The organism is Achromobacter ruhlandii, assembly GCF_902859695.1.
GTDB lineage: Bacteria > Pseudomonadota > Gammaproteobacteria > Burkholderiales > Burkholderiaceae_B > Achromobacter > Achromobacter ruhlandii.
Window position 1 is genome coordinate 78,121 of sequence record NZ_CADIJL010000016.1, and the last position, 24,946, is coordinate 103,066.

The following is a 24,946-nucleotide window of genomic DNA, read 5'->3' on the forward strand; positions in this document are numbered from 1 at the left end:
TTTCAGGTAGACAAATTCATTGAAACGGCGTCATTGGGGACGCGCGGCGCCCAGCAGCTGGGCATCGGCCACGTGCTCGCGCAACTGGGCGCGCACCGCGTCCAGGGTGGCGGCGTCCTGCCCGCGCTTGGGAATGATCACGCCTTGCAGCGTCCCCAGGATGACATACAGATGCTGCGGCGTTTCCTCGACCCGCCGCACGTCGCCCCAGTCGATGCGCCCCGAGGCGTCGGCAATGCTGTCCTCGATGCCATCGGCGCCGAACACCAGCTGGTGGCGCCCCAGGAACAAGCCGTCGGGCCGCTTGGCCAGCATGCGGCGCGTGTTCATGCGCACCAGTCCAGGCAGCACGAACTCGTAGGCCAGCGCCAGCAGCGCCAGGATGCCCAGGCCCACCGCCAGCCCCTCGACGTACACCGGCAACAGCGCGCCCCAGTTGGGGCCGTGCCCGTCCCAGGTCTGCCAGACCAGATAGCCCAGCAGGACCACCACCATCAACACCGCGAAACGCAGGTGCGACAGGTAGCGGCGGCGGCGCAGTTCCGGCCGCTTGTACACGTAGGCCGCGAATTCGGCGTAGTCGTCGGCGGTCAGGTCGACCGCCATGGCGGCGGACGGCGGCGGGGACGCGGACGGCGTCATCAGATATCCAGCTCCGCCAGGTTGCCCTTTTCTTCGATCCAGGCGCGGCGTTGCGAGGACTCGCCCTTGCCCATCAGCATGTCGAACATGCGGGTGGTGTCTTCAGGGGTCTGGTCGCCATAGCCCACCGGCAGCAGCCGGCGCGTGTCCGGATTCATGGTGGTTTCCCACAGCTGCTCGGGGTTCATTTCGCCCAGGCCCTTGAAGCGGCTGACCGACCAGCTGCTTTCGCGCGAGCCTTCCTTGCGCAGCTTGTCCTGCGCGGCTTCCAGCTCGCCTTCGTCCAGGCAGTAGATCTTGCGCGCCGGGCGCTTGCCCTGCGCCGGCACGTCCAGGCGGAACAGCGGCGGCTTGGCGACGTAGACGTGGCCGGCCTCGACCAGCTTGGGAAAGTGCTTGTAGAACAGCGTCAGCAGCAGCACCTGGATGTGCGAGCCGTCGACGTCGGCGTCCGACAGGATGCAGATGCGGCCGTAGCGCAATCCCGACAGGTCGGGCGAATCGCCCGGGCCGTGCGGATCGACGCCGATGGCGACGGAGATGTCGTGGATCTCGTTGTTGGCGAACAGGCGGTCGCGGTCGACCTCCCAGGAATTGAGCACCTTGCCGCGCAGCGGCAGGATGGCCTGGAATTCCTTGTCGCGGCCCATCTTGGCCGAGCCGCCGGCCGAGTCGCCCTCGACCAGGAAGACCTCGGTGCGGGTGGCGTCGCTGGATTCGCAGTCGGTCAGCTTGCCGGGCAGCACCGCCACGCCGGAACTCTTGCGCTTCTCGACCTTCTGCGCCGAACGCTGGCGCGCCTGCGCCTGGCGGATGGCCAGTTCGGCCAGCTTCTTGCCGTATTCGACATTGCTGTGCAGCCACAGGTCGAGCGCGCTCTTGGCGAACCCGCCCACCAGGCGCACGGCGTCGCGGCTGTTCAGGCGTTCCTTGATCTGGCCCTGGAATTGCGGGTCCAGCACCTTGGCGGACAGCACGAAACTGGCGCGGGCGAACACGTCCTCGGGCAGCAGCTTCACGCCCTTGGGCAGCAGGCTGTGCAGCTCGGCAAAGCCCTTGACGGCGCCGAACAGGCCTTCGCGCAGGCCCGACTCGTGGGTGCCGCCGGCCGGCGTCGGGATCAGGTTGACGTACGACTCGCGCACCGCGTTGCCATCTTCGGTCCAGGCCACCACCCATTGGGCGCCCTCGCCTTCGGCGAAGGTTTCGTGGTCGGCGCCGGCATATTGCTGGCCTTCGAAGAACGGCACCATCAGTTCGGCGCCCGCCAGCGCCTCGGACAGGTAGCCGCGCAGGCCGTCCTGGTACTGCCAGGTCTTGGTGTCGCCGGTCTTTTCGTTGACCAGCGAGACCTTCACGCCCGGCAGCAGCACGGCCTTGCTGCGCAGCAGGTGGGTCAGCTCGCCCAGCGGGATATTGGGGCTGTCGAAATATTTGGCGTCCGGCCAGACCCGCACGCGGGTGCCGGATTTCTTGCGGCCGCCTTGGTCGTAGGGCGCCAGCGGTTCGGCGACGTCGCCGCCCTTGAACACCAGGCGGTTGACGGTGCCGTCGCGCCAGACCACCACTTCGAGGCGGGTGGCCAGGGCGTTGGTGACGGATACGCCGACGCCGTGCAGGCCGCCGGAAAAGGCGTACGCGCCGCCGCCGGCCTTGTCGAACTTGCCGCCCGCGTGCAGCCGGGTGAAGACCAGCTCGACCACGGGGGCGTTTTCCTCGGGGTGCAGGCCGACGGGAATGCCGCGGCCGTCGTCCTCGACGGAGACGCTGCCGTCGATGTGCAGCGTGACCAGGATCTGCTTGCCGTGGCCGGCCAGAGCCTCGTCCGCGGCGTTATCGATGACTTCCTGCACGATGTGCAGGGGGTTTTCGGTGCGGGTGTACATGCCCGGGCGCTGCCGCACGGGCTCCAGCCCTTTCAGGACGCGGATGGACGCCTCGTTGTAACGTGGAGTGGCCAAGTTATCCCCAACATCTGTGGAAAAAAACCGACATTTTACGGATAAGCCCAGATTCTGCGCGGCTCCGGGTGGGATGCGCACGACCTGACCAGCTCCGAATTCGGTAGGATGACGATAGAGACACAGCCAGCGGATCCGGGTTCAATGCGCCGGGTCGCGATAACTGCGCCGCGATATCCTACACAAAAGCGGCGAATACTGTTGTTATAAACAGTGGTATGCCTGTTGTTTTTGACAGTGGTATGCTTTAATCCATTCCACAAACAAGAACAACGGCAAGGCGTCCCTCTTTTCGCCTTTTGCTGCCGAACCCGAGAATCACCATCATGAGCGACCAAATCAAGAACGTCAGTGACGCGAGCTTCGATGCCGATGTGTTGAAGTCCGGCCAGCCGGTGCTGGTGGACTACTGGGCTGCCTGGTGCGGCCCCTGCAAGATGATCGCCCCGATCCTGGAAGAAGTCGCCACCGAATACGCCGGTCGCCTGACGATCGCCAAGCTCAACGTGGACGAAAACCAGGGCACCGCCGCCAAGTACGGCATCCGTGGCATCCCCACCCTCATGCTCTTTAAAGACGGCCAGGCTGCCGCCACCAAGGTTGGCGCGCTGTCGAAGTCGCAACTCACCGCATTCCTGGACGGCGCGTTGTAAACTGCGTGCTGTGAACGAAGGCGCCGCCCTGGGGGCGGCGCGCATTCAATACCGCGCGAGCCCGTCCGTGGCGCGCCGCCAGAACCCTCCTTTACTTTTCCCCCAACACTCACCGCGATGCACCTCAACGAACTGAAGGCGCTGCATGTCTCGCAGCTGCTGGAAATGGCCGCTGGCCTGGAAATCGAGAACGCCAACCGCCTGCGCAAGCAGGAGCTGATGTTCGCCATCATGAAACGGCGCGCCAAGCAGGGCGAGCAGATCTTTGGCGACGGCGTGCTGGAAGTCCTGCCCGATGGCTTCGGTTTCCTGCGCTCGCCCGAGACCTCGTATCTGGCCAGCACGGACGACATCTACATCTCGCCGTCCCAGATCCGCCGCTTCAACCTGCACACCGGCGACTCGATCGAAGGCGAAGTGCGCACGCCCAAGGATGGCGAGCGTTATTTCGCGCTGGTCAAGGTGGACAAGGTCAACGGCGTGGCGCCCGAGGCGATCAAGCATCGCATCATGTTCGAGAACCTGACGCCGTTGCATCCGAACCGGACCATGCGCCTGGAACGCGACATCAAGAGCGAAGAGAACCTGACGGGCCGCATCCTGGACGTCTTCGCCCCCATCGGCATGGGCCAGCGCGGCCTGATCGTCGCCAGCCCCAAGTCCGGCAAGACGGTGATGATGCAGCACATCGCGCACGCCATCACCACCAACTACCCCGACGCGGTCATGATCGTCCTGCTGGTGGACGAGCGCCCCGAGGAAGTGACCGAAATGCAGCGCACCGTGCGCGGCGAAGTGGTCGCCTCGACCTTCGATGAGCCCGCCACCCGCCACGTGCAGGTCGCCGAAATGGTCATCGAAAAGGCCAAGCGACTGGTCGAAATGAAGAAGGACGTGGTGATCCTGCTGGACTCGATCACCCGTCTGGCCCGCGCCTACAACACCGTGGTGCCGGCTTCCGGCAAGGTGCTGACCGGCGGTGTCGACGCCAACGCCCTGCAACGTCCCAAGCGCTTCTTCGGCGCCGCGCGCAACCTCGAGGAAGGCGGTTCGCTGACCATCCTGGGCACCGCGCTGATCGAGACCGGCAGCCGCATGGACGAAGTCATCTACGAAGAATTCAAGGGCACCGGCAACTCCGAAGTGCACCTGGAACGCCGCCTGGCGGAAAAGCGCGTCTACCCGTCCATCAACCTGAACAAGTCGGGCACCCGCCGCGAAGAACTGCTGATCGCGCCGGACCTGCTGCAGAAGGTCTGGGTGCTGCGCAAGTTCATCCACGACATGGACGAAGTCCAGTCCATGGAATTCATCCTGGACAAGATGCGCGCCACCAAGACCAACGCCGAATTCTTCGACATGATGAAGAAGAAGTAAGCCGTCGCCGCCCGCATGCCGGGCGCACGCATCGATTTGGCGAGGATTGCCCCACGGCGGTCCTCGCCAAATGCTTTCAGGGGCGGCGTTTCGAGCCGGCCCGCATTGAATCCACCCAGAGGGGCCCGTCGGCACGCACACTATCCGCGGCGGCGCTGACGGCCAGCCCGCAACCGATCCGCCACCCGGCCGTCGTTCAGTGCAACTTGGGATCGGGGAACGGCAGCTTGTCCTGGGACATGCTGGGCTGGGCCTTCCACGTCTTGCCCTGCCTGTAGAAGTCCATCTGGTTTTCGTTGACCGCGGCGCCCATCGTCACCGCCACCGTGCAGGCGACCTGCCCCGGGTGGCTGGCCTGCTCTGCGGCCACACAGGTGCCCAGTTTGACCTCGGACGGGCGCGACAGGCCGGTGCCCGCGAGCATATCGACGATCGCATCCGTCGCCTCGGGAATGGTGGGCAGGACCAGGTCCTGGGCCTGGGCCCAGGCCCAGGCGGAAACACTCATCAATGCGACCACCGTTGCCAGGCGGATGCGGGACTTGGCCATGCGTCGACTCCAAGCAGTATCAGGACTGACGGGAGCTTAATGGCCCGCATGCGTTGCTGTCTGTTCGGTCTGTATCCCAATGTCAGGAAGAGGCGCGGCCGGATCAGTGCTCGATGAACTCTTCCAGGCTGCGGGGCTTGGGCGTCTGCTTGGGCGCAGGCTTGCCCGAGGCGTCGATCGGGTCGATCTGCGGATCGTCCCAACTACCCGTGACCGCGTATTCCATGGTCATGGCGCGCGCCAGGGGCTGCTTGAGCAGCCATTGCGTGACAAACGCGCCCAGGCCGATCAGAGGGTTGACCGCCAGCGCCGTGACCATCGCCGCGCCGCTGGCGTCCAGGTTGGGAATCACCACTGCCTTCAGGTTCCAGCGCTCCAGCACGATGTTGACGTCGCCGGCCAGCACGATGGCGGCGACCGGGCCGTTGATCTTGTAGCCCTCGGTCCTGAGCGAGCCATCGGCCAGCTTGACCTGCCCGCGCACGGTGTCGAACGGGAAGCCGTCGCGCAACAGGTTGGTCGGATTGACGTCGAGCCGCGCCAGGCGCTGCAACGATTGCAGTGACAGCAGCTCCAGCAGGCGCGCCGTACGCGAATTCACATGCATGAAGCGCCCCTTGTCCAGGGTGATCTCGGCATCGCCGATGACGTCGGCGATGTTGTGGGTCCAGGGCAGGTTGCGCCAGGTCACCTTGGCCTTGATGCCGCCGGAGCCTCCCGACACCACGTGCTCTAGGCCGATTCGATCCATGAAACTGCCCACGTTCTCGAACTTGGCGGTGGCGTCCACCGTCAGGCCCCGGTCGGGCCCCTCCAGGCGCCACGCGCCGGTCGCGTTCAGCGCGGCCGCGTCATTGGTGATCGATAGTTTGTCCAGGCGCCACTGCCGGCCGCGCTCCAGGTTGGTACCCAGCACCTGCAGCTCGCCCAGGTTCTTGCCATAGAGACGGAATTCCTTGGCCTGCAGGTCGATCGCGGGGATGTCCGACAGATCGTTGCCGGACGACAGCGCCTTGTCGGCCTCGTTGCTGTCATCGGCGCCCCCCAGCGCCAGGTGCTTGAGGCGGGCCGTGATCTGGCCGGCGATCGCGCCGGAGGCCTCGCGCCATGACAGCGAGCCCGCGGCCTGGCGCGACTCGATATCGACGCGCCACTGCGCTGGCGCCGGGCGGGTGGCGTACAAGGTCAGGTCGTTCAGCGTATAGCCACTGGTGCGCAGCATCCCGGTCGCCAGGCTGACGCGCTCGGCCGGCGGCAGCAGGGGCCGGGGCGCCGGGCGTCCTTTGACCGCTGGCGCGCTGAAGCCGTCGGACACGGCTTCCCAGGCATCCATGTCCAGCTGCGGCAGGCTGGCGTTCAGGCTCAGGCCGCGATCGGGCAGACTGGCGGGCCGCTCGATGCCCAGCGCCCCGCGCGCAAAATAGGACGGCGCGGCATCGGCCGGGTCACGCTCGAACAATGCATTGATGTTGTCGCCCAGGCTGGCGGTCAGCCAGCGCCGCCCCTTGTTGCCACGATCCTGCGCGGCGCCCCATTGCAGCTTGAGCGGACGGCTGGATGCCGCCGGCTTGCCCACCGGCGCCGGCATGTCGATCGCCAGGCCGGCCAGATCCGAGTCCAGCGACAGTTCCACCGAACCGCCGCGCTGGTAGCCGACCTTGCCCTTGTAGGCGGTCCTGCCCGAGAAACGCGCCATCGCCGGCACGTTGCTGATCTGCGTCAGCCCCGCCCCCGCCAGCACGCCCTCGAAGCGCAGGGCGTCGTTCGGCTGGGTCAGGCTGCCGCTGATCTTGACCGGCCCGCCCAGGAACTGCGCGCGGATTTCCTTGGTATGTACGCCCTTTTCCGAGAAATCCAGGTCGCCGTGCATCTGGCTGAGCAAGGGCATTTCCGGCATGAAAGTGAAGGTATTGTCGGCGAACTGGATCTTGCCCTCCACCTGGGTGTCGTCGGTGTTCATCAACGGCACCTTCAGCTTGAGCGGCATGCGCCAGTTGCCGGTGCCGCGCGCCTCGTCCAGGGCGCCGTCCAGCAGTTGCCCGAGCGGCGAACTGCCGGCCAGCGCCAGATAGGCCGGCACCGTGCCGCTGGTCTCGCCGACGACCGTCAACTCGGCCTGGTGCTCCATGTCGGGGATGCTGGCGGTCACCGCGCCCAGGGTCACCGTCTGGTCGGGGCCGGTCTGGAACACGCCGCCGCCCGGACTGTCGAGCACCAGCCCGACCTTGTCGACCCGGAAATTGCCCGACAGGTTCTGCACCATCGGCCAGGCCTTGCGGTCCCGGCGTGCCGGCGCATAGTCGACCCGGGCGCCGGTATAGGCGCCCGCGATGACGAATTCGCCCGTGGATCCCGCCGCGCCGAACGGGAATTCGTCCAGGTCGCCCTTGAGGGTGATGGCCGCCGATTCCATCTGGCCGGCCGGCAGGCCGGTCGCCAGCCATTCACGCGCGTCGGCGTTGACCTCCAGCGGCAGATAGCGGTGAATCGCGTTCATGGCGCCGCGCACCAGAGTGCCGCGCATGTCGACGCTGCCGGCCGCGCTCTTGCCCTCCTTGCGCCACTGGCCCTGCAGGCGCACGTCCAGGTCGTCATTGGTGACGCGCAGCTGGCTCACGTCGAGAAACCAGTCGCGGGCGTCGACGCCCTTGATGCCGGCATCCAGCACGACCTCGTTGGCCGCCAGTTCGGGCTGCTCGAAGATGCCCGGCAAGGTCACGCGCAATTGCTCGATGCGGCCATTGACCGCCAGGTTCGCCGCCCCCGCGCTGCGCGCCAGCGGCACGCGCTCGCTGTCGATGAAATCGCCCGGCGTGCCTTCGATGCGCGCTTGCGCATAGCCGCCGCGCACCGCCGGCCCGTCGGCGGCCGCGGCCCAATCGACCCCGCGCGCGGCCACGTCGGCCGTCAGGGTGGTGAACTTGCCGTGATCCAGTTGCAGCCAGGCGCGGGCGGTGACGCGCCCCTTGATGGCCGGCGGCGGCATCCAGGGCGCCCAGGCCAGCGGCTCGGCGTCGTCCAGCGCGGCGTAGATCTGGCCGCTCCAGTTGGCGGGGCTGGCGGCATTGCCCGAGAACAGGCTGCGATTGAACTCGCCGCGCAGATCCAGCTTGCGGGCCAGGGCGGGATCGCCATCGGCGCGCAGAGCGAAGCGATGCGACAGGCTGCCGTTGCGCACCAGGAAATCGACATTGCTCAACACCAGTTCGGGCGCCTGGCGCAGTTCGTCCTGCCAGCGGATGCGGGCGCCGTGGATGAGCACTTCGCGCTGCGCGGTCAACCAGCGCAGCGCGGGATGGTTCAGGTCGGATTGGTGATCGCCGGCGTTCAGGTCGATGCCCTGCCCCGCCACCCAGAGGCGATTGTCGGCATCGCGCCGCAAGGTCAGCTCCGGCTGTTCCACGCGCAGCCGCACCAGCTTGGGCGACAGCGTCAGCAGGCTGCGCCAGGCCAGCACCGCCGAGACCGAGGGCAGCGTCAGCACCGGTTGCGGCTGGTCGTCGTAGACCTGCACCGAGGCCAGTTCCAGCCTGGGATTGAGGCCTTGCCAATTGGCCTGGATCGCGCCGATCGTGACGCGCGCGCCCAGCGCCTGGCTGGCGTAGGCTTCGATCTGGGGACGCCACTGATCCACGCGCGGCAAGACCCAATAGCGGACGCCCAGGAGCCCGATGGCCACGACGCCGTACACGGTCAGTACCGCCCAGAACAGGCAGCAGAGCACTTTCTTTGAAACAGACACGGATCGGTGGGCAGGAGAATAGTCTTGCGGTATCGTCCCCACTTATACCTGAAACGCGCCCATTCGTCTCCGTCCGATCACCATGTCCACGCCCCCCCTGTTCGCCCCCGCCCTTGCCTGGTCCGGCCACCTGCGCCGCCGACTCGATGCCCACCCGGATCTGGCCGCCTGGCTGGCAGATGCCGAGCAACAACCGGTCACACGTGAGCGGCTGGCGCAGTGGCAGGCGGAGCTGGCCGGCGCCGGCGCGCCGGACATCCTGCCGGTGGAGCTGTGCCGCCAGGTGCTGCGCAAATTGCGCGAGCGCGTCTTCAGCACCCTGATCGTGCGCGACCTGGCCGGCCTGGCGCCGCTCGAGGAAGTGGTGGGCGCGATGACGGCGCTGGCGGACGCCGCGGTCGCCGCCGCCTATCGCAGCGTGGCCGCGGAGTTGGCCGCCGTGCATGGCGTGCCGCGCGACCCGGCCACCGGCCTGCCGCAGGAAATGCTGATCGTCGGCATGGGCAAGCTGGGCGGGGGCGAGCTGAATGTCTCGTCCGACATCGACCTGATCATGCTGTATGGCGAGGAAGGCGACACCGACGGCCCGCGCCGCATCAGCCACCACGAGTTCTACGGCCGCCTGACCCGCCGCATGATGCCGGTGCTGTCCGAGGTCGACGCCAACGGCCAGGTCTTCCGCACAGACTTGCGCCTGCGCCCCGATGGCGACGCCGGCCCGCTGGCCTGGAGCCTGGACGCGCTGGAGCACTACCTGATCGGCCAGGGCCGCGAATGGGAACGCTACGCCTGGCTCAAGGCGCGCCTGATGCCGGCGCGGGCATTCGAGGGCAGCGACAGCGACGCCCAGGCGCGCCAGCTGGAAAGCCTGCGCGTGCCCTTCGTCTACCGCAAGTATTTCGACTTCGACGCGCTGGCCGCGCTGCGCGCCCTGCGCGAGCGCATCCGCCAGGATTGGCAACGCCGCGCCACCGCCCGCAACGGCATCGACAGCGCCAACAACATCAAGCTGGGCGATGGCGGCATCCGCGAAATCGAATTCGTGGTGCAGTTGGCGCAACTGATCCGCGGCGGCCGCATGCCGGCGCTGCAGAAGCGCGGCCTGCTGGAAGCGCTGCACGCCGAACAGGTCGCCGGCCTGGTGTCCGAAGACGATGCCAGGCAACTGGAGGCGGCCTACCGCTTCCTGCGCCGCACCGAACACGCGCTGCAGTACCGCGAAGACGAACAGACCCACCTGCTGCCGGGCGACCCCGCGCTGCGGGCGGGGCTGGCCGCGGCCCTGGGCATGAGCGCGCAGGACTTCGAAAGCACGCTGGCCGCCCATCGCCAGTTCGTCTCCCGCACCTTCCGCAACGTGTTCCGCATGGTGGGCATGGACAAGGAAGACACGGCCGATGCCGGCGGCGACGCGTCCGCCGACGCCGAAGTCGACGAACAATGCGAATTGGCCGAACAGATCCGCCAGGCCTTCGGCGAACAGGCCGATGACCTGCTGCGCCGCACCGAAACGCTGCTGGGCAGCCATCGCGTGCGCAGCCTGCCGGAAAGCAGTCGGCGCCGCATGGAAACGCTGCTGCCCGCCGCGCTGCGCGCGGCCCGCCAGACCAGTGCGCCGCTGGACGCGGCGGTGCGCCTGTTCGACCTGATCGAGAAGATCGCCCAGCGCAGCGCCTACCTGGCCCTGCTGGCCGAATACCCGGACACCCTGGCGCGGGTCGCGCGCATGGTCGCCGCCAGTCCCTGGGCGGCCCAGTACCTGACGCAGCACCCGCTGCTGCTGGACAGCCTGATCGACTGGCGCACCCTGTTCGAGCCGCTGGATTTCGCCCAGATCGCGCGCCAGCTGTCCGCCGACCTCGACGCCTGCCGCCTGCCCGATGGCGATCCCGACATCGAGCGCCAGATGAACCTGATGCGCGACGTGCAGCGCCAGGCCAGCTTCCAGTTGCTGGCGCAGGACCTGGAAGGCGAGCTGACCGTTGAAAAGCTCGCCGACCAACTGTCGGCGCTGGCCGACCTGCTGCTGACGGAAACCATCCGCCGCACCTGGCCGCTGGTGAACAAGGTCGCCGGCGCCACGCCGCGCTTCGCCGTCATCGCCTATGGCAAGCTGGGCGGCAAGGAACTGGGCTACGCCTCGGACCTGGACCTGGTGTTCCTGTATGACGATGCGCGCGAGGACGCCGCCGAGGTCTACGCCAAGCTGGGCCGCCGCATGACCTCGTGGCTGTCCACCATGACCTCGTCGGGACGCCTGTACGAAGTCGACCTGCGCCTGCGTCCCGATGGCGACGCCGGCCTGCTGGCGGTGTCGGTCGAGGCCTTCGAGCAATACCAGCAGAAACACGCCTGGGCCTGGGAGCACCAGGCCCTGACCCGCGCCCGCTACGCCTCGGGCGACAGCGAGGTCGGCCAGCGTTTCGAGCAGATCCGCGAAGCCATCCTGGTGATGCCGCGCGATACCGCCAAGCTGCGCGAGGAAGTGCTGGCGATGCGCGACAAGATCAACGCCGGACACCCGAACAGCACCGACAAGTTCGATCTGAAGCACGACGCCGGCGGCATGGTCGACGTCGAATTCGTGACGCAGTACCTGGTGCTCAGCCATGCCGGCACCCACCCTCAGCTGGTGCGCAACCTGGGCAATATCACCCTGCTGCGGCTGGCCGGCGAGGCCGGGCTGATCGACCCGTCATTGGCCACCCGCGCCGGCGACGCCTACCGCACGCTGCGGCGCGTGCAGCACCAGATGCGCATGCAGGGCGTGGAAAAGGCGCGTGTGGCGCCGGACCAGTTGCAGGCCGAGCGCGCCGCCGTGCGGGAACTGTGGAACGCGGTGTTGGGCTGAACAACGGGGGACGCTTGCCGGCGCCTCCCGGCGGGCGTACTGGCCAGGGCGGCAACTCAGCGTAAAATAAGGAGTTTTCCGCCTTACCGCCGGTTTTTCACCATGTCCGAATTCGTGCGCCCCAAACTCGACCTGCCCGCCGGCCGCCGCAAGGTGCTGATGCACTCGTGCTGCGCGCCCTGTTCCGGCGAGGTCATGGAAGCCATGACGGCTTCCGGGATCGACTACGCGATCTACTTCTACAACCCGAACATCCATCCGGTCAAAGAGTACGAAATCCGCAAGCAGGAGAACATCCGCTTCGCCGAGCAGCACGGCATCGAGTTCATCGACGCCGACTACGACATGGACAACTGGTTCGAGCGCGTCAAGGGCATGGAAAACGCCCCCGAACGCGGCGAGCGTTGCACCGCGTGCTTCGACATGCGCTTCGAACGCACCGCGCTGTACGCCCACGAACACGGCTTCGACACCATCACCAGTTCGCTCGGCATCTCGCGCTGGAAAGACATGAACCAGATCAACGGCTGCGGCGAGCGCGCCGCCGCGCGCTACGACGACCTGATCTACTGGACCTACAACTGGCGCAAGGGCGGTGGTTCGTCGCGCATGATCGAGATCAGCAAGCGCGAGAACTTCTACCAGCAGGAATACTGCGGCTGCGTCTACTCGCTGCGCGACACCAACCGCCACCGCCGCGCGCAGGGCCGCGAGCGCATCCACATCGGCGTGAAGTTCTACGGCAAGGAAGACCTGATCAACGCGGAAGAGCTTTAAGGCCCGCGCGGGCCTGTACCGCGCGTGGCCCGGCCCTCAGGCCGACTCATCGTCCGGCTGGCGTCCCTGGCGCCGGTATTCCGATGGCGACACCCCATAGCGGTTGCGGAACGCGTGACTGAAGCGCGCCGCGTCCGAGAATCCATGACGGAAGGCGATCTCGCCGATCTGCCGCGCGGTCTGCGCGGTATCGGCCAGCATGTCGCGGCAGCGTTCCAGGCGCGCGCCCAGGATGAAATCGGCCGGTGTGGTGGCCGCCTGCGCGAACAGGTTGTACAGATAGCGCCGCGACACGCGCAACGCCACGGCCGCCGTCGCCGGCGACAGCTCGGGATCATGCAGGTTCTCGATCAGGTACTGCTGCACGCGGCGCAACTGCGCCTGCCGCAGTTCGGCGGGATCCTGCGGTCCGCCCCCGCCGGCCCGCTCGCTGATGTCCAGCCCCATCATCTGCATCACCGCATTGGCGGCGTCGCGCGCCGCGCTGTCTGACAGATGCGCGTGTTCGCTCAAGGCCACCCGCAACAGGTCCATGGCCATGCGGCCGCAGCCGTGGCGGGCGCTGAAGCTGCGCGCCACCGCGTTGCGCATGGCGGGCAACCAGGCCTCGGACTGCTTGCCCGGCACCTGCATCACCAGGAAATGCGCGTTGTCGTCGACATCGACCTCATAAGGACGGGTGGTGTCGTAGATGCCCCACTCACCCGGCATCAGCAGGGCGGTGCGCGCGGCCTGGCGGATTTCGCTGCGGCCGTCCAGTTGCAAGGTCACCTTGTAGCCGGACGCCTCGGCGCGTTCGGCCAGCGTCTTGGTGCGCCGCACGCGCTGCGCGCCGGTGCGCATTTCGCAGATCTGCATCCAACCCAGCGCATCGACCGCCACGCTGCTGCGAAAGTGACTGGGATCGGCCGCCGACACTTCCAGCGGCACGAACGTGTTGCTGATGTTTTCCTTCCAGCTGGCGCAATCCAGGAACTGCTGGGGCGCGCTGCGTACGAGGGGGGGTGACATGGCGACTCCGGCGCGCGGCATGGAACAGGTGGCGATCTTCTTTCTATCACCGAGCCCCGGGCGCGGAGTATCGGTGACAACCCCTACGCGGCGATGCGAGGTCCCCCATCGCCCGTTCATGGCCCCAGGCGACGCCCGGCCTCAGGGGGCGCGGGCGCTGCCATACGAATAGTCGGACAAGGCCAATCCCAGCGCCGCCAGCTCGCGCGCCAGGCCGTGGCGCACCGGCACCACATCGTCGTAGCGGTGCGGCCGGGCGGCGGCCACCTCGCTTTCGGTATACGGCTGGAAGCCCGTCGGCAACTGCGCCGGGCTGAACGTGCGCAACAGCCAGTTCAACACATTGGCCAACTCGGCATTGCTCAACTGCGAGTAGGCCGCGCCCGGGACCCGGACCAGGTATTCGCGTCCGGCCGGCAGGTGCGTGAAGGCGCCCACCGAATTGCGGAAATCGGGAATGCCGTGCGGCGTGCTGCCGCGGCCGTCGACCCGGTGGCAGCCGGCGCATTGCAATACGTAGTCCGCGCGCGCGGCCTGCCACAGCGTGTCGGCGCCGGGCACGCCATTCGCCGCTGCCTGCGGCCCCGCGGCGGCCTGCGCGGCCGCAGGCACCGCTTCGTCGGCGAGCGCTGCCGCCCCCACGACCGCCGCCCCGATCGCCGCGCAGGCCAGCCCGGCAGCGGCCCCGCGCCACCGCCCTCGCCCGCCGCCCCGTTCCGGCGTGTCCATCATGGCTTCTTCTTGGCCAACCCCACGATCACGGAGGTGGTGCAGTGGAAAATGGACGACTCATTCGACATGCACCAGTTGACGTCGTTGTGCAGGAACATCTGGTAGCCCGGCCGCTCGCGTTCGGCCGAGGCGCACATGCACTTGCCGCAGGCCGTCTTGCCGCAGCAGTCGTTATAGCTGATGAGGTAGTCCTTGCCGTCCAGCGGGTTGTGGCAGGTCCCCACCCACGACACCGCCGACGGCGAGGTGCCGGGCGGGCACGAGGTCATGCTGCCGCCGCAGCACGAGCACAGGAAGCCATCCACCGCGCAATAACGCCAGTAGTCGCAGGCGGTCTCGTCGGTCTGCGGCTTCTTGGCCGCGGCGGGCGCCGAGCGCGCCACCGGCAGCACCGGCACCAGAAAGGCGGTGCCGACCAGCACGCGACCGATGCGGTTGAGCACGCTGCGACGCGACGTGGCGTGGGCGACGGAGCGCGTGGCGCGCTCTCCAAGCTTATCCAACCAGCGCATTGCCGTTCTCCTTGCGTGAAATGCGGGTCTCTTCCAGCGCGCCGCCGGCCAGGAATTCCTGCACCGAGGCCACGCCCAGCTCCTTGGCCGTGAACAGGCTTTCCAACTGTTCGCGCGAATTGATCAGGCCCTTGGCGCGGATCACGCCGGACTCGTCGATCAACACCGCGTACGGCAGCTTGCTGATCTGGAACTTCATGCCCAGCTCGGTCGACAGCAGGTAGGGAAAGCGCTCCAGCCCGGCCTGGCGGTAGAACGCCAGATGCTCCGGCATCTCGCCGTCGCTGGCCAGGACGATGCGCAACCACGCGCTTTCCGTGCCGGCCACCGACTTGAGGATCGGTAAAAGCTTCTTGCACACCGGGCAGGTCGGCGACAGGAAGAACAGCAGTTGGCTGTGCTGGCCGCGCTCGCCGATCGTCAGGTGCCGGCCCAGCAGGTCGGCCAGTTCGAAGCGCGGTGCGGCTTCGCCCACCGCCGGCCCCTTGTCCATGGTCAGCGCCCCCATCGGCGCGACGCGCTCGTACAGCACGCCGATCTGACGCGACAGCGCCAGGATGACCAGCAGCAGACACAACACCACCGCCCACAGCAGAAAATTGGAAATGATCAAGGCTTCCATATCGTGTCGCTCCGTTGTTCCTAGATGTGCAGTTGCCGCAGCTTCAGGTGCGAAGCCAGCAGGTGGTTGGCGGTGAAATACAGGGCCACGGCGCTCATCGCCAGGCCGAAGACCGAGGCGGCGTCGGTCCATTGGAGGCTGCGTGACGCGCCCTGCGCGGCGGCGAACACCGGCAGCGTCCACGACGCCAGCAGGGCATTGCGCAGCACCATCCACCAGGACAGCCCGGCGCCGCGCGCCGCGGCGCCCCGGAAAGCGGGACCGCCGCAGCCGCAATCGATGTCGCGGCGGCCGCGCGCCAGGTTCAGGGCCACGCCAGCCGTGGCCAGGGCCAGCACCAGCAATGCCAGCGCGGCCCCCGCCGCACGCAGGCCCGGCGCCAGCAGCAAGGCGCCCGCCAGCGCCTCGGCCAGCACATAGCCCCACGAGAAAAGGCTGGCCAACCCCGCGGGCAGAATGTCGTAGGCGTGCACGGCGGCGCTGAACGCCGCCATGTCCTTGAGCTTTTCCAGCGCGCCGAGCAGCAGCACGCAGGCCAGCGCCGCGCTGGCGGCATAGAGCAGAACGGGGTCGGTCATTGCGCGCCTCCCGGCTGTGGCTCGACCTGCAGCGCCGTCTCGCCGGCGCCCTGGATCGCGCCCTTGAACACCGGCGCGGCCGGCGCCGCGTCGTAGATGTTGACGTTGCCGCCGTCGATGGTGAACAGGCGCGGCTTGTCGTCCTGCGATACCGACATCGACAGCGCGTTCTTGCCGGGAATGCGCGCCAGCCGCTTGTGCGTGGCCAGGTCATAGACCCAGATTTCGGCGGCCGGCGTCTTGTGCGACCCCTCGGCGCCGTTCGGATGCATGCCTACGTACAGCCGCTTGCTGGCGCGATTCACCGCCAGCAGGTTGTAGCCGCCGGGCCGCCAGCCGCGATCCTTGCCGGAGGCGTCCAGCAGCGACCAGCGCTCGCCGAAGCGCGCCTCGGCACCGCTGAAATCGGCGCTGTAGACGTTGCCGTTGTACGAAACGAAGTAGAAGGTGTCGCCCAACCGGTCGGTATGGGTGAAGATCGGGTCCTTCTCGACCTCGAACATGGGCTTGCTGCGCTGCTGGCCCGAGGGCTTGCCGGCGGCGTCCAGGTCGACCGTGACGAACGAGCCGTCGCCGCAGATGCTGGCGAAGCTGCGCGGCCGCGACGGCGGCACGATGATGCTCCAGCAGCCCGCCGATGCGGTCACTTCGTCGGCGAACTTGCGCGTCTTCAGATCGACCACCGTCACCGACGAGGCCGGCGTGGCGTTCTGCACGAATAGCAGGCCGCCATCCGAGCTCTGCTGCAGGTAGTTGCGGTAATTCAGCGCCTGGGCACGCTTCTCGGGAATCGGCACCTCGTATTTCGGCGTCAACGTCTCGGCGTCCCAGGCCTCGACCACGTCGGTGCGTTTGCCGCGGTTCAGGCGCTCGTAATAGGTGGTCATGATGTAGATGTCCTTGCCGTCCGCCGACACCGTCATGTGGCCGTTGAACGACGAGGGCACCAGCCCCAGGAATTTCAGGGTGTCGCCGTCGTAGATGTTGACGCGGCTGTCGACCAGGTGGTTGAACACCGCGTCCATCACGTACAGCCGGTGCGGGGTGGCGGGGGGCAGGCGGGTGCCGCCCTTGAGCTCCTCGACCGGCAGGTCGGCGCGGGCAAGCCCGGCGGCCGCGGCCAGGGCCGCGCACAGCGCCCATTTGCCGGCCCGGGCGGCCCTCCCGTTGGCACAAAGCGCAATCATTCGATCTCTCCTGCTGTCATGTGCGTTGCTCCTAGAAGGCATAGACGTAGCGCATCTGCACGCCCCGCATGCGCGGACCGTTCTCGACCTTCAGGTCGTGGATGTACTGCATCTGGATCTGGTTGGCGTCGTTGATCTGGTGCGTCAGTTCCAGCGCCAGCTGGTGGTTGCGGGCGCGGCTGGTCACCGTCTCGCCCGCCGCGCGCTCGCGGCCGCCGGTCTCGTAGCGGTAGCGGATGCCGGTGTAGGTGTTGTCCGTGATGTTGGTGGAGGCCAGCGCGAAGAAGCGAAAGGACGGGTCCTTCTTGAGCGTCTGGCTCATCCAGTCGCTGTTGCGGCCGTAGATCTCCACTTCGCCAATGGCCTCGAGAAAGGTAGACTCGCCCACGCCCTTGACGAACGAGAAGTCCTGGATGGTGGACCAGCGGTTCTTGCCCGGTGATGTGTCGGGGCGCGAACCGTCGTAGCGGCCCACCGGCACCACCACGAACGGCTCCCAGGCGAACCACGTCTTGGTCTGCTCGTTGTTGTAGAGCCAGATGGCCGACCCCAGCGTCACGTCGCCGATGCCGGTCTGGCGGTCGCGCGGGGCGCCCGGCAGTTCCATCGTGGTGCGCGACATCGGCACAATGAACTCCAGCTGCACGGTCTTGCCGAACAGCTCCCGGTAATGCATCTGGCGATAGATCAGCGCGTCCACGTCCACCGAGGCGCCGTCGATGCGCTTGCCGGCCGAATACAGCCCCGACGAGCGCAGCCCGGCCAGGTAGCCGGCGATGATGTTCGTGCCCACCGGCGCGGGTATCCAGTCGCGCGCGCTGGGGTCCCCGGCCCATGTTACCTGCGCCATGGCCAGGCCCGCCAGCAGCAATGCTGTGCGCGCCCCAGCCCGGCAATTGGTCTTGCCTGCCATGCACTTCCCCTTGGTTGCGCGGCCGCGCGCGCCGGTATTTCCCGGCTTGTCTGGCGCGGCCGTCAGTCTAGTAAGCGATACAAACGGACTTCTTCTCCAGGTACATGTCCAGTACGGCGCGGCCGTGCTCACGGCCGATGCCGGACTGCTTGAAACCCCCGAACGGCATGTTCGGGTCCAGCATGTTGTGGGTGTTGATCCAGAGCGTGCCCGCGTCGATGCGCGGGATCAGGCGCTGGACCCGCGTCAGGTCGTTGCTCCAGAGGCTGGCGCCCAGGCCGAAGACGCTGTCGTTGGCCAGCCGCACGGCGTCGTCCAGGGTGTCGAAGGACTGGGCCACCACCACGGGCCCGAAGATCTCCTCGCGGGCAATGCGGGCGTCGGGCGCCACGTCGGCGAACACCGTCGGCCGCACGAAATAGCCGGCGCCCTCGCCCGCGGCGCCGCCCGCCAGCACCTTGCCGCCCTCGGCGCGGCCGATGCCGATGTAGTCCATCACGCGCTGCCGGTGACGCGCCGACACCAGCGGCCCCACCTGCGTATCCGCGGCAAAACCGGAACCCAGCTTCATGCCGGCGGCCAGGTCGGCCAGCCGCTCCACCACCTTGGCGTACAGGCCCTTTTGCACATACAGCCGTGAACCGGCGGTGCAGACCTGCCCCTGGTTGAAGAAGATGGCGGCGGCCGCCCCGTGCGCGGCCACATCGGGGTCGCAGTCATCCAGCACAATCACGGGCGACTTGCCGCCCAGCTCCAGCGACACGCGCTTCATGTCGTCCATGGCGGCGCGGCCGATGAGCTTGCCGACCTCGGTCGAGCCGGTGAAGGCGATCTTGTCCACGCCCGGATGCGCCACCAGTGCCGCGCCGGCGGTCTCGCCACGCCCTGTCACCACGTTGACCACGCCAGGGGGAAATCCCGCCTCCAGCACCAGTTCGGCCAGGCGCAGGGCGGTCAGCGGCGTTTCCTCGGCGGGCTTGAGCACCACCGTGCACCCGGCGGCCAGCGCCGGGGCGATCTTCCAGATCGCCATCAGCAGCGGGAAATTCCACGGAATGATCGCCGCCACCACCCCCACCGGCTGCGGCAGGGTGTAGGCGCTGTACTGGACACCGGGCGGGAACGGAATCGACAGCGACAGCGTGTCGCCGCTCAGCTTGGTCGCCCAGCCCGCCATGTAGCGCAGCCATTGCGCGCCCGAGCCGACCTCCAGTCCCTGGGACACGCCCAGCAGCTTGCCGTTGTTCAGGGTCTCGAGCCGCGCCAGTTCCTCGCCGTGGCGTTCCACCAGGTCCGCCAGGTTCAGCAGCAGGCGCTCGCGCCCGGCCGGCAGCATGTCGCGCCATGGCCCGCTGGCGAACGCGCGGCGCGCGGCCTGCACTGCCAGGTCGATCTGCGCGGGCCCCGCATCCAGCTGCGTGGCGATGACCTCGCCGGTGGCCGGGTCGTGCACGTCAATAGGATCACCCTGCCCCTGGCGCAGCGGCTCGCCGTCGACGATCATGTACTGCCGGATGGCGGCCAATTCCGGGCGGTCGGAGGCGGAAGCGCTGGCGGTGGGGCGGACGGACGACATGCGGAAGGCTCCAACGGATAGGGTCGGGCCAGCATAGCAACGGCCCGGCGCGCTGGCTTGTCCGCGCGTGCATGGCGATTTGTCCCGGTGCGCACGGGCCAAAAAAAAGCGGGACGCTCGCCGCGTCCCGCCTTGCCGGTGGCGTCCACGACGCGCCGGATCAATCCAGCATCAGCACGGTGGCGCCGGTGGTCTTGCGCGAGGCCAGCGCGGTCTGGGCTTCGCCGGCCTGCTCCAGGTTGTAGCGCTGGTCGATGCGGACCTTGATCTTTTTCTTCAGGACCAGATCGAACAGCTCGTCCGAGGCGGCCTGCAGTTTTTCCAGCGTGTTGACGTGCACACCCAGCGACGGCCGCGTCACGTACAGGCTGCCCTTCTGGTTCAGGATGCCCAGATTGACGCCCGCCACCGGACCGGAGGCATTGCCGAAGCTGACCATCAGGCCGCGCGGCTCGATGCAGTCCAGCGAGGTTTCCCAGGTGTCCTTGCCGACGCCGTCGTACACCACGGGCACCTTCTTGCCGCCAGTCAGCGCCAGCACGCGCTCGGCGACGTTCTCGCGCGAATAGTCGATGGTTTCCCAGGCGCCGTTGGCGCGGGCCAGTTCGGCCTTTTCAGGGCTGGAGACGGTGCCGATCAGCTTCACGCCCAGCGCGCGCGCCCATTGGCAGGCGATCAGGCCCACGCCGCCCGCGGCCGCGTGGAACAGGATGGTCTCGGTGCCCTGCAGGCGGTAGGTCTGGCGGAACAGGTATTGCACCGTCAGGCCCTTGAGCATCACGGCGGCCGCCTCGTCGAAGCCGATGCCCTTGGGCAGCTTGACGACCTGGTTGGCCGGCACGTTGCGGGCCTTGGCGTAGGCGCCGATCGGGCTTTGGCCGTAGGCCACGCGGTCGCCCTTCTTCAGGTGCTTGACGTCGGCGCCCACGGCGCTGACCACGCCCGCGCCCTCGAAGCCCAGGCCGTGGGGCAGCGGATGGGGATACAAGCCCGTGCGGAAATAGATATCGATGAAGTTCAGCCCGGCCGCGTGCTGGTCGATGGTGACCTCATTGGCGGCCGGCGACGGCACTTCGACCTCGACCAGTTTCAGGACTTCGGGACCGCCATGCTGCTCGATACGGATTGCCTTGACGAGATTGCTGGCCATGCTGGCCTCCTTTCATTGAAATGTTGCGATTCAAGCGAGAAAACCGGATGTCACCGCGCGGGCGCGCTGCCGCCCGGCGCGGCGGGCGGCGCCTTGGCGGCGCCGCCCCCCATCAATACGAACACCCCGGCCAGTACCAGCGCGGTCCCGGCCATCTGCCACACCGTGACGGGCTCGTGCAGGAACCACGACGCCAGGAACAACACCGACACCGGCCCCAGCATGCCCAGCAGCGACGCGGTCGGCGCGCCGATCAGCGCCACCGCCCACATCAGCATGAAGACGGGCACCACGGTGTTCAGCGTGGCGTGGATGATCGAATAGCCGTACACGCCTGGCGGCTGCACCAGCACGGAGGCGGGATGGATCACGAAGAACTGCACGATGCAGGCCACGCACGACACCAGCATGGCGTACGCCACCAGCCGGGTCGGCCCGATGCGCTTGATCAGTTCCCCGGAGCAAATCAGGTACACAGAATAGCTGAGCGCCGAACCGAAAACGAACAAAGACCCTAACAACACCTCGGCGGAGCCGCCGAAGCTCAAATCATGGGCAAAAACCAGCACGACGCCGGCATACGACAACGTCATTGCGAGCCATTGGCGGCGCTCGACCGGACGCTTGAACCAGAACGCGGAAATCAGCACCACCAGCGACGGCGACAGGAACAGGATCAGTCGTTCCAGGCTGGCGGTGATATAGCGCAGCCCGAGGAAATCCAGGAAGCTGGACAGGTAGTAGCCCAGCAGCCCCAGCAGGCAGACCTGGACCCGTTCCTTCCAGGTCATGACGACGATCTCGCCGCGCGCCGCCAGGCGCGACTGGTGCCAGGCCACGGCCGCGAAAAACGGCATGGCGAACAACATGCGGAAAGCGATGAGGGTGACCGCGTCGATGCCGTAGCGGTAGGTGAACTTGACGACGATGGCCTTGGCCGAAAACAGGATGGCGCCAAGCGCGGCCATGATGAACCCGGCCGCGCGGCTGGAGGGACGGGAGACCGGCAAAAGCTTGGCAATACGATTCATGCGATGATTTTAGATTCAGCGCAACGCGATTTGCACGTGCGCGCCGCGCTTTTTTAGCCACTTGTCCCGCCCCCGGCCATGCCGCCGCCCTTGCCGTCCCACAGCGAATGACCCGACACCGCGCCCTCGCCTATATCCATATCGCCGCCGTCCTGTTCGGCCTGACCGGCGTCTTCGGTGAACTGATCCAGGCCAGCGCGGCGGTCATCACGCTGGGCCGGGCGGTCTTCGCCGTCATCTCGCTGGGCCTGTTCGCCCGCATGCGGCGCCGCCCCCTGCTCGGCGCCCTGACGCCGGCCCAGCTGTTCGTGCTGGTGATCGCGGGCGCGCTGCTGGCGGCCCACTGGGTCACCTTCTTCATCTCGGTCAAGGTGGGAGGCATCGCCATCGCCACCCTGGGCTTCGCCAGCTTCCCGGCGTTCATCACGTTGTTCGAAGGCCTGATCTTCCGCGAACGGGTACGGCTGGCCGAATGGCTGCTGCTGGGCCTGGTCACGGCCGGACTGGTGCTGGTCACGCCGTCGTTCGACCTGGCCGACCAGGGCACCATCGGCCTGGCCTGGGGCCTGTTGTCGGGCCTGACCTTCGCCCTGCTGGCCCTGAGCAACCGCCGCTCGGCCTCGGGCATGGACCCGATGCAGGTGGCCTGCTGGCAGAACCTGGTGGTGGCGCTGGTGATGTTGCCGTTCGCCGTCGGCCAACTGCCCGCCCTGCCCGCCACGGACTGGTTCTGGCTGGCGCTGCTGGGCGTGTTCTGCACCGGCCTGTCGCACTTCCTGTTCGTCTCCAGCCTGACCCGCCTGAACGCCCGTAGCGCCGGCCTGGTGATCGCGCTGGAACCGGTCTACGCCATCGCCTTCGCCTGGCTCCTGTTCAGCCAGCAGCCCACAGTGCGGATGATGGCGGGCGCGGCGCTGATCGTGGCCGCGATCGTCTGGTCCGGGTTGCGCAAGGCGCCGTCATCGGCTTCGGAAAGCGTCCCTCAAAAGCAGCCTTGACAATTACTGACTAGGCAGTAAAATCTGGGCCATGAATGCCTCGTCACGCCCTGATTCTTCCGAAAATCCGATTCATTATCGCGGGGACACCCGCTGCATGATGGAAGAGAACGCCGGCTACCTGATCAAGCTCGTCGCCAATTCCCTGAACCGGATGCTGGACCAGGAAATGGCGCCGCTCGATCTCACCGCCATGCAATGGCGCCCCATCGCCATGGTCTCCCTGGGCCGGGCCGACACGCCCGCCGAACTGGCCCGGCTCAATGGCGTCGACACCGGCGCCATGACCCGCACGCTCGACCGGCTCGAGGCCAAGGGCCTGCTGCGGCGGGCGCGCAGCCAGCAGGACCGGCGCGTCGTGAAGATCGAGCTGACGGAGCTCGGCGAGGCCAAGGCGCGCGAAATTCCGCCCAATATCGCCCACGTGCTGAACCACCACCTGCGTGGTTTCTCCACCGACGAAGTGACGCAGTTGATGCACTTTTTGCGCCGCATGATCGCCAACGGTTCCGCCTCCGCGCCCGAGCGCTGACGACGTCCACCCAAGCCGACCCGCCCCTGCAAAAGGGGCTTTATTTGACGTAATATTTGCCTAGGCAAATACAGATTAATCAATTACTTTCAGCAGATTGTCAGGATGAAACGCCTTCTTTCTACCGCATTAGTGCTGGCCTTGAGCGGTTGCGCCCTGATGGAACCCGGCCCCGAGCCGGTGGCCGCCCTGAATGAAGCCAAGCTGGGATTGACGAGCCAGGCCGTGACCTGGCCCGAGACGAAATGGTGGCAACGCTACGGCGACAGCCAGCTCGACACGCTGATGGACGAAGCGCTGGCCAACAGCCCGTCCATGACCGCCGCGCAGGCGCGCCTGGCCAAGGCCAATGCCGCCGTCAGCACGGCCCGCGCGCCGCTGATGCCGCGCGTGGACGCCAACTACACGCTGAACCGCGAGCACCTGTCCAGCGACTACATCTACCCGGCCCCGTTGGGCGGATCGGTGGTCAGCGACAACCGCCTGGCGCTGGACTTCAGCTATGAACTCGACTTCTGGGGCAAGAACCGCTCGCACCTGAAGGCTGCGGTGTCGCAACAGGCCGCCGCCGAAGCCGACGCCCAGGCCGCGCGCAACGTATTGGCCAGCGCCACCGTGCGCGCCTACCTCAACCTGCAGGACGCGTTCGCCCAGCGCGAGGTCCTCAAGCGCGTGCTGGCCCAGCGCGAGGAAGTCCTGTCTCTGACCCGCGGCCGCTATTCGGCCGGCCTGGACACCCAGGTGGAGGTGAAGCAGGCCGAATCCTCACTGGCCGCCGGCCAGGTCGAACTGACCCAGACCGAAACCACGTTGGCGCAGCTTCGCAACCAGGTCGCGGCGCTGGCCGGCGCCGGTCCGCAGCGCGGCCAGTCGCTGGTGGCGACCACACTGACCGCCCCCGGCGGCGGCGTGCCGGCCAGCGTGCCGCTGGAATTACTGGGCCACCGCCCCGACGTGGTCGCGGCGCGCTGGCGCGCCGAGGCCGCCCGCCACCAGATCGACAGCGCCCGCGCCGAGTTCTATCCCAACATCAACCTCGTCGCCTTCGCCGGCTTCCAGGCGATCGGCACGGGCAACCTGCTCAGCGCCGCCGCCCGCACCGCCGGCATCGGCCCCGCCGTCACCCTGCCGATCTTCCACGGCGGCGAGCTGAACGCCAACCTGGCCAGCCGCCGCGCCGACGCCGACCTGGCCGTGTCCGACTACAACCAGACCGTGCTGGACGCCGTGCATCAGGTCGCCGACGCGCTCGACGGGCTGCGCCTGCTGGAGCAGGAACGGGCGCAGCAGCGCCAGGCGCGCGAAGCCATCGAGGCCGCCTACGAGCTGGCCGTCAACCGCTACAAGGCCGGCATGGGCAACTACCTGACCGTGCTGGTCGCGCAAACCGGCGTGCTGACCCAGGCCCGGCTCGACACCGATCTGCGCATCCGCGCCTACCAGCTGGACGCCAACCTGGCCAACGCACTGGGCGGCGGCTACCTCCCCGCCCCCGCGCAGCAGCCCGCGCCCGCCACGAACCCCACTCATTGAACGCTCCGGATTCAGACG

Annotated in this window: 21 protein-coding genes; 7 read left to right on the forward strand and 14 right to left on the reverse strand. The window is 67.5% G+C overall.

What is annotated here, in order from left to right; translation table 11 throughout:
* Positions 1–30: 30 nt before the first annotated feature.
* Together HV742_RS19440 and parE are read right to left on the reverse strand one after the other, a co-directional pair.
* The gene (locus HV742_RS19440; protein WP_049075241.1) at positions 31–642 is read right to left on the reverse strand and encodes a YcxB family protein; all 612 of its coding nucleotides are present in this window, start codon (positions 640–642) and stop codon (positions 31–33) included.
* Entirely contained in the window at positions 642–2,603 is a 1,962-nt protein-coding gene (parE, locus tag HV742_RS19445; RefSeq protein WP_068952864.1) for a DNA topoisomerase IV subunit B, read from the reverse strand. Before parE ends, HV742_RS19440 begins: the two co-directional genes overlap by 1 nt.
* Positions 2,604–2,929: 326 nt before the next feature.
* On the opposite strand from parE, the gene trxA reads away from it, so the two are divergent.
* Entirely contained in the window at positions 2,930–3,256 is a 327-nt protein-coding gene (trxA, locus tag HV742_RS19450) for a thioredoxin TrxA (protein ID WP_006387817.1), read from the forward strand.
* A gap of 117 nt (positions 3,257–3,373) precedes the next feature.
* Positions 3,374–4,633 carry a transcription termination factor Rho gene (gene rho, locus HV742_RS19455; RefSeq protein ID WP_006218533.1) on the forward strand — a complete coding sequence of 420 codons (1,260 nt, stop codon included), beginning with the start codon at positions 3,374–3,376 and terminating at the stop codon, positions 4,631–4,633.
* A gap of 196 nt (positions 4,634–4,829) precedes the next feature.
* On the opposite strand, the gene HV742_RS19460 is transcribed toward rho, so the two are convergent.
* Together HV742_RS19460 and HV742_RS19465 are read right to left on the reverse strand one after the other, a co-directional pair.
* Complete coding sequence (locus HV742_RS19460; RefSeq protein ID WP_175146172.1) at positions 4,830–5,183, reverse strand: hypothetical protein; 354 nt, start codon at positions 5,181–5,183, stop codon at positions 4,830–4,832.
* A 103-nt stretch (positions 5,184–5,286) separates the two neighbouring features.
* Positions 5,287–8,907 (reverse strand): YhdP family protein, encoded by a 3,621-nt coding sequence (locus HV742_RS19465; protein ID WP_254601191.1) that lies wholly within the window; start codon positions 8,905–8,907, stop codon positions 5,287–5,289.
* Positions 8,908–9,007: 100 nt separating this feature from the next.
* Between HV742_RS19465 and glnE the strand changes: the two genes are divergently transcribed.
* Entirely contained in the window at positions 9,008–11,776 is a 2,769-nt protein-coding gene (gene glnE, locus HV742_RS19470; protein ID WP_175146174.1) for a bifunctional [glutamate--ammonia ligase]-adenylyl-L-tyrosine phosphorylase/[glutamate--ammonia-ligase] adenylyltransferase, read from the forward strand.
* A gap of 102 nt (positions 11,777–11,878) precedes the next feature.
* Complete coding sequence (locus HV742_RS19475; RefSeq protein WP_049075257.1) at positions 11,879–12,553, forward strand: epoxyqueuosine reductase QueH; 675 nt, start codon at positions 11,879–11,881, stop codon at positions 12,551–12,553.
* 36 nt (positions 12,554–12,589) lie between these two features.
* Here HV742_RS19475 and HV742_RS19480 read toward each other — a convergent pair whose 3' ends face one another.
* From HV742_RS19480 to HV742_RS19525, 10 genes are all read right to left on the reverse strand, one after another.
* A complete protein-coding gene (locus tag HV742_RS19480) occupies positions 12,590–13,564 on the reverse strand; it encodes an AraC-like ligand-binding domain-containing protein (RefSeq protein WP_049075259.1) in 975 nt (324 codons plus the stop codon).
* Between the two features lie 141 nt (positions 13,565–13,705).
* Entirely contained in the window at positions 13,706–14,296 is a 591-nt protein-coding gene (locus HV742_RS19485; RefSeq protein WP_367647953.1) for a c-type cytochrome, read from the reverse strand.
* Positions 14,293–14,808, reverse strand: coding sequence for a methylamine dehydrogenase light chain (locus tag HV742_RS19490; protein ID WP_049075261.1), 516 nt, complete (start codon positions 14,806–14,808; stop codon positions 14,293–14,295). The genes HV742_RS19485 and HV742_RS19490 overlap by 4 nt, the downstream gene beginning before the upstream one ends.
* Positions 14,792–15,430, reverse strand: a complete 639-nt coding sequence (mauD, locus tag HV742_RS19495; protein WP_175146175.1) for a methylamine dehydrogenase accessory protein MauD — start codon at positions 15,428–15,430, stop codon at positions 14,792–14,794. The genes HV742_RS19490 and mauD overlap by 17 nt, the downstream gene beginning before the upstream one ends.
* A 20-nt stretch (positions 15,431–15,450) precedes the next feature.
* Positions 15,451–16,008, reverse strand: coding sequence for a MauE/DoxX family redox-associated membrane protein (locus HV742_RS19500; RefSeq protein ID WP_175146176.1), 558 nt, complete (start codon positions 16,006–16,008; stop codon positions 15,451–15,453).
* Positions 16,005–17,195: an amine dehydrogenase large subunit gene (locus HV742_RS19505; RefSeq protein WP_063582835.1), complete on the reverse strand. Its 1,191-nt coding sequence runs from the start codon at positions 17,193–17,195 to the stop codon at positions 16,005–16,007. The genes HV742_RS19500 and HV742_RS19505 overlap by 4 nt, the downstream gene beginning before the upstream one ends.
* Positions 17,196–17,226: 31 nt before the next feature.
* Positions 17,227–18,108: a transporter gene (locus HV742_RS19510; RefSeq protein WP_175146177.1), complete on the reverse strand. Its 882-nt coding sequence runs from the start codon at positions 18,106–18,108 to the stop codon at positions 17,227–17,229.
* 67 nt (positions 18,109–18,175) lie between these two features.
* The gene (gene styD / locus HV742_RS19515; protein ID WP_175146178.1) at positions 18,176–19,684 is read right to left on the reverse strand and encodes a phenylacetaldehyde dehydrogenase StyD; all 1,509 of its coding nucleotides are present in this window, start codon (positions 19,682–19,684) and stop codon (positions 18,176–18,178) included.
* 160 nt (positions 19,685–19,844) lie between these two features.
* Complete coding sequence (locus tag HV742_RS19520; RefSeq protein WP_175146179.1) at positions 19,845–20,834, reverse strand: quinone oxidoreductase family protein; 990 nt, start codon at positions 20,832–20,834, stop codon at positions 19,845–19,847.
* 50 nt (positions 20,835–20,884) lie between these two features.
* Positions 20,885–21,865: a DMT family transporter gene (locus tag HV742_RS19525; protein ID WP_049075271.1), complete on the reverse strand. Its 981-nt coding sequence runs from the start codon at positions 21,863–21,865 to the stop codon at positions 20,885–20,887.
* A 107-nt stretch (positions 21,866–21,972) separates the two neighbouring features.
* Here HV742_RS19525 and HV742_RS19530 point away from each other — a divergent pair, with 107 nt between their 5' ends.
* The 3 genes from HV742_RS19530 to HV742_RS19540 all read left to right on the forward strand — a co-directional run bounded on the left by HV742_RS19530 (position 21,973) and on the right by HV742_RS19540 (position 24,928).
* On the forward strand, positions 21,973–22,863 hold the full coding sequence (locus HV742_RS19530) for a DMT family transporter (protein WP_049075273.1): 891 nt from the start codon (positions 21,973–21,975) through the stop codon (positions 22,861–22,863).
* Positions 22,864–22,960: 97 nt separating this feature from the next.
* Positions 22,961–23,395, forward strand: coding sequence for a MarR family winged helix-turn-helix transcriptional regulator (locus tag HV742_RS19535; RefSeq protein WP_372364129.1), 435 nt, complete (start codon positions 22,961–22,963; stop codon positions 23,393–23,395).
* A gap of 105 nt (positions 23,396–23,500) precedes the next feature.
* Positions 23,501–24,928, forward strand: a complete 1,428-nt coding sequence (locus tag HV742_RS19540) for an efflux transporter outer membrane subunit (protein ID WP_175146180.1) — start codon at positions 23,501–23,503, stop codon at positions 24,926–24,928.
* The last annotated feature ends 18 nt before the right edge of the window (positions 24,929–24,946 follow it).

Bases quoted from the DNA above. Each gene is read 5' to 3' on its own strand.
- HV742_RS19460 (WP_175146172.1), bottom strand. From the start codon at position 5,183: ATGGCCAAGTCCCGCATCCGCCTGGCAACGGTGGTCGCATTGATGAGT.
- HV742_RS19475 (WP_049075257.1), top strand. From the start codon at position 11,879: ATGTCCGAATTCGTGCGCCCCAAACTCGACCTGCCCGCCGGCCGCCGC.
- glnE (WP_175146174.1), top strand. From the start codon at position 9,008: ATGTCCACGCCCCCCCTGTTCGCCCCCGCCCTTGCCTGGTCCGGCCAC.
- HV742_RS19540 (WP_175146180.1), top strand. From the start codon at position 23,501: ATGAAACGCCTTCTTTCTACCGCATTAGTGCTGGCCTTGAGCGGTTGC.
- HV742_RS19520 (WP_175146179.1), bottom strand. From the start codon at position 20,834: ATGGCCAGCAATCTCGTCAAGGCAATCCGTATCGAGCAGCATGGCGGT.
- HV742_RS19525 (WP_049075271.1), bottom strand. From the start codon at position 21,865: ATGAATCGTATTGCCAAGCTTTTGCCGGTCTCCCGTCCCTCCAGCCGC.
- HV742_RS19500 (WP_175146176.1), bottom strand. From the start codon at position 16,008: ATGACCGACCCCGTTCTGCTCTATGCCGCCAGCGCGGCGCTGGCCTGC.
- HV742_RS19490 (WP_049075261.1), bottom strand. From the start codon at position 14,808: ATGCGCTGGTTGGATAAGCTTGGAGAGCGCGCCACGCGCTCCGTCGCC.
- HV742_RS19440 (WP_049075241.1), bottom strand. From the start codon at position 642: ATGACGCCGTCCGCGTCCCCGCCGCCGTCCGCCGCCATGGCGGTCGAC.
- HV742_RS19485 (WP_367647953.1), bottom strand. From the start codon at position 14,296: ATGATGGACACGCCGGAACGGGGCGGCGGGCGAGGGCGGTGGCGCGGG.
- HV742_RS19505 (WP_063582835.1), bottom strand. From the start codon at position 17,195: ATGATTGCGCTTTGTGCCAACGGGAGGGCCGCCCGGGCCGGCAAATGG.
- HV742_RS19510 (WP_175146177.1), bottom strand. From the start codon at position 18,108: ATGGCAGGCAAGACCAATTGCCGGGCTGGGGCGCGCACAGCATTGCTG.
- HV742_RS19530 (WP_049075273.1), top strand. From the start codon at position 21,973: ATGACCCGACACCGCGCCCTCGCCTATATCCATATCGCCGCCGTCCTG.
- HV742_RS19480 (WP_049075259.1), bottom strand. From the start codon at position 13,564: ATGTCACCCCCCCTCGTACGCAGCGCGCCCCAGCAGTTCCTGGATTGC.
- HV742_RS19535 (WP_372364129.1), top strand. From the start codon at position 22,961: ATGATGGAAGAGAACGCCGGCTACCTGATCAAGCTCGTCGCCAATTCC.
- trxA (WP_006387817.1), top strand. From the start codon at position 2,930: ATGAGCGACCAAATCAAGAACGTCAGTGACGCGAGCTTCGATGCCGAT.
- styD (WP_175146178.1), bottom strand. From the start codon at position 19,684: ATGTCGTCCGTCCGCCCCACCGCCAGCGCTTCCGCCTCCGACCGCCCG.
- mauD (WP_175146175.1), bottom strand. From the start codon at position 15,430: ATGGAAGCCTTGATCATTTCCAATTTTCTGCTGTGGGCGGTGGTGTTG.
- rho (WP_006218533.1), top strand. From the start codon at position 3,374: ATGCACCTCAACGAACTGAAGGCGCTGCATGTCTCGCAGCTGCTGGAA.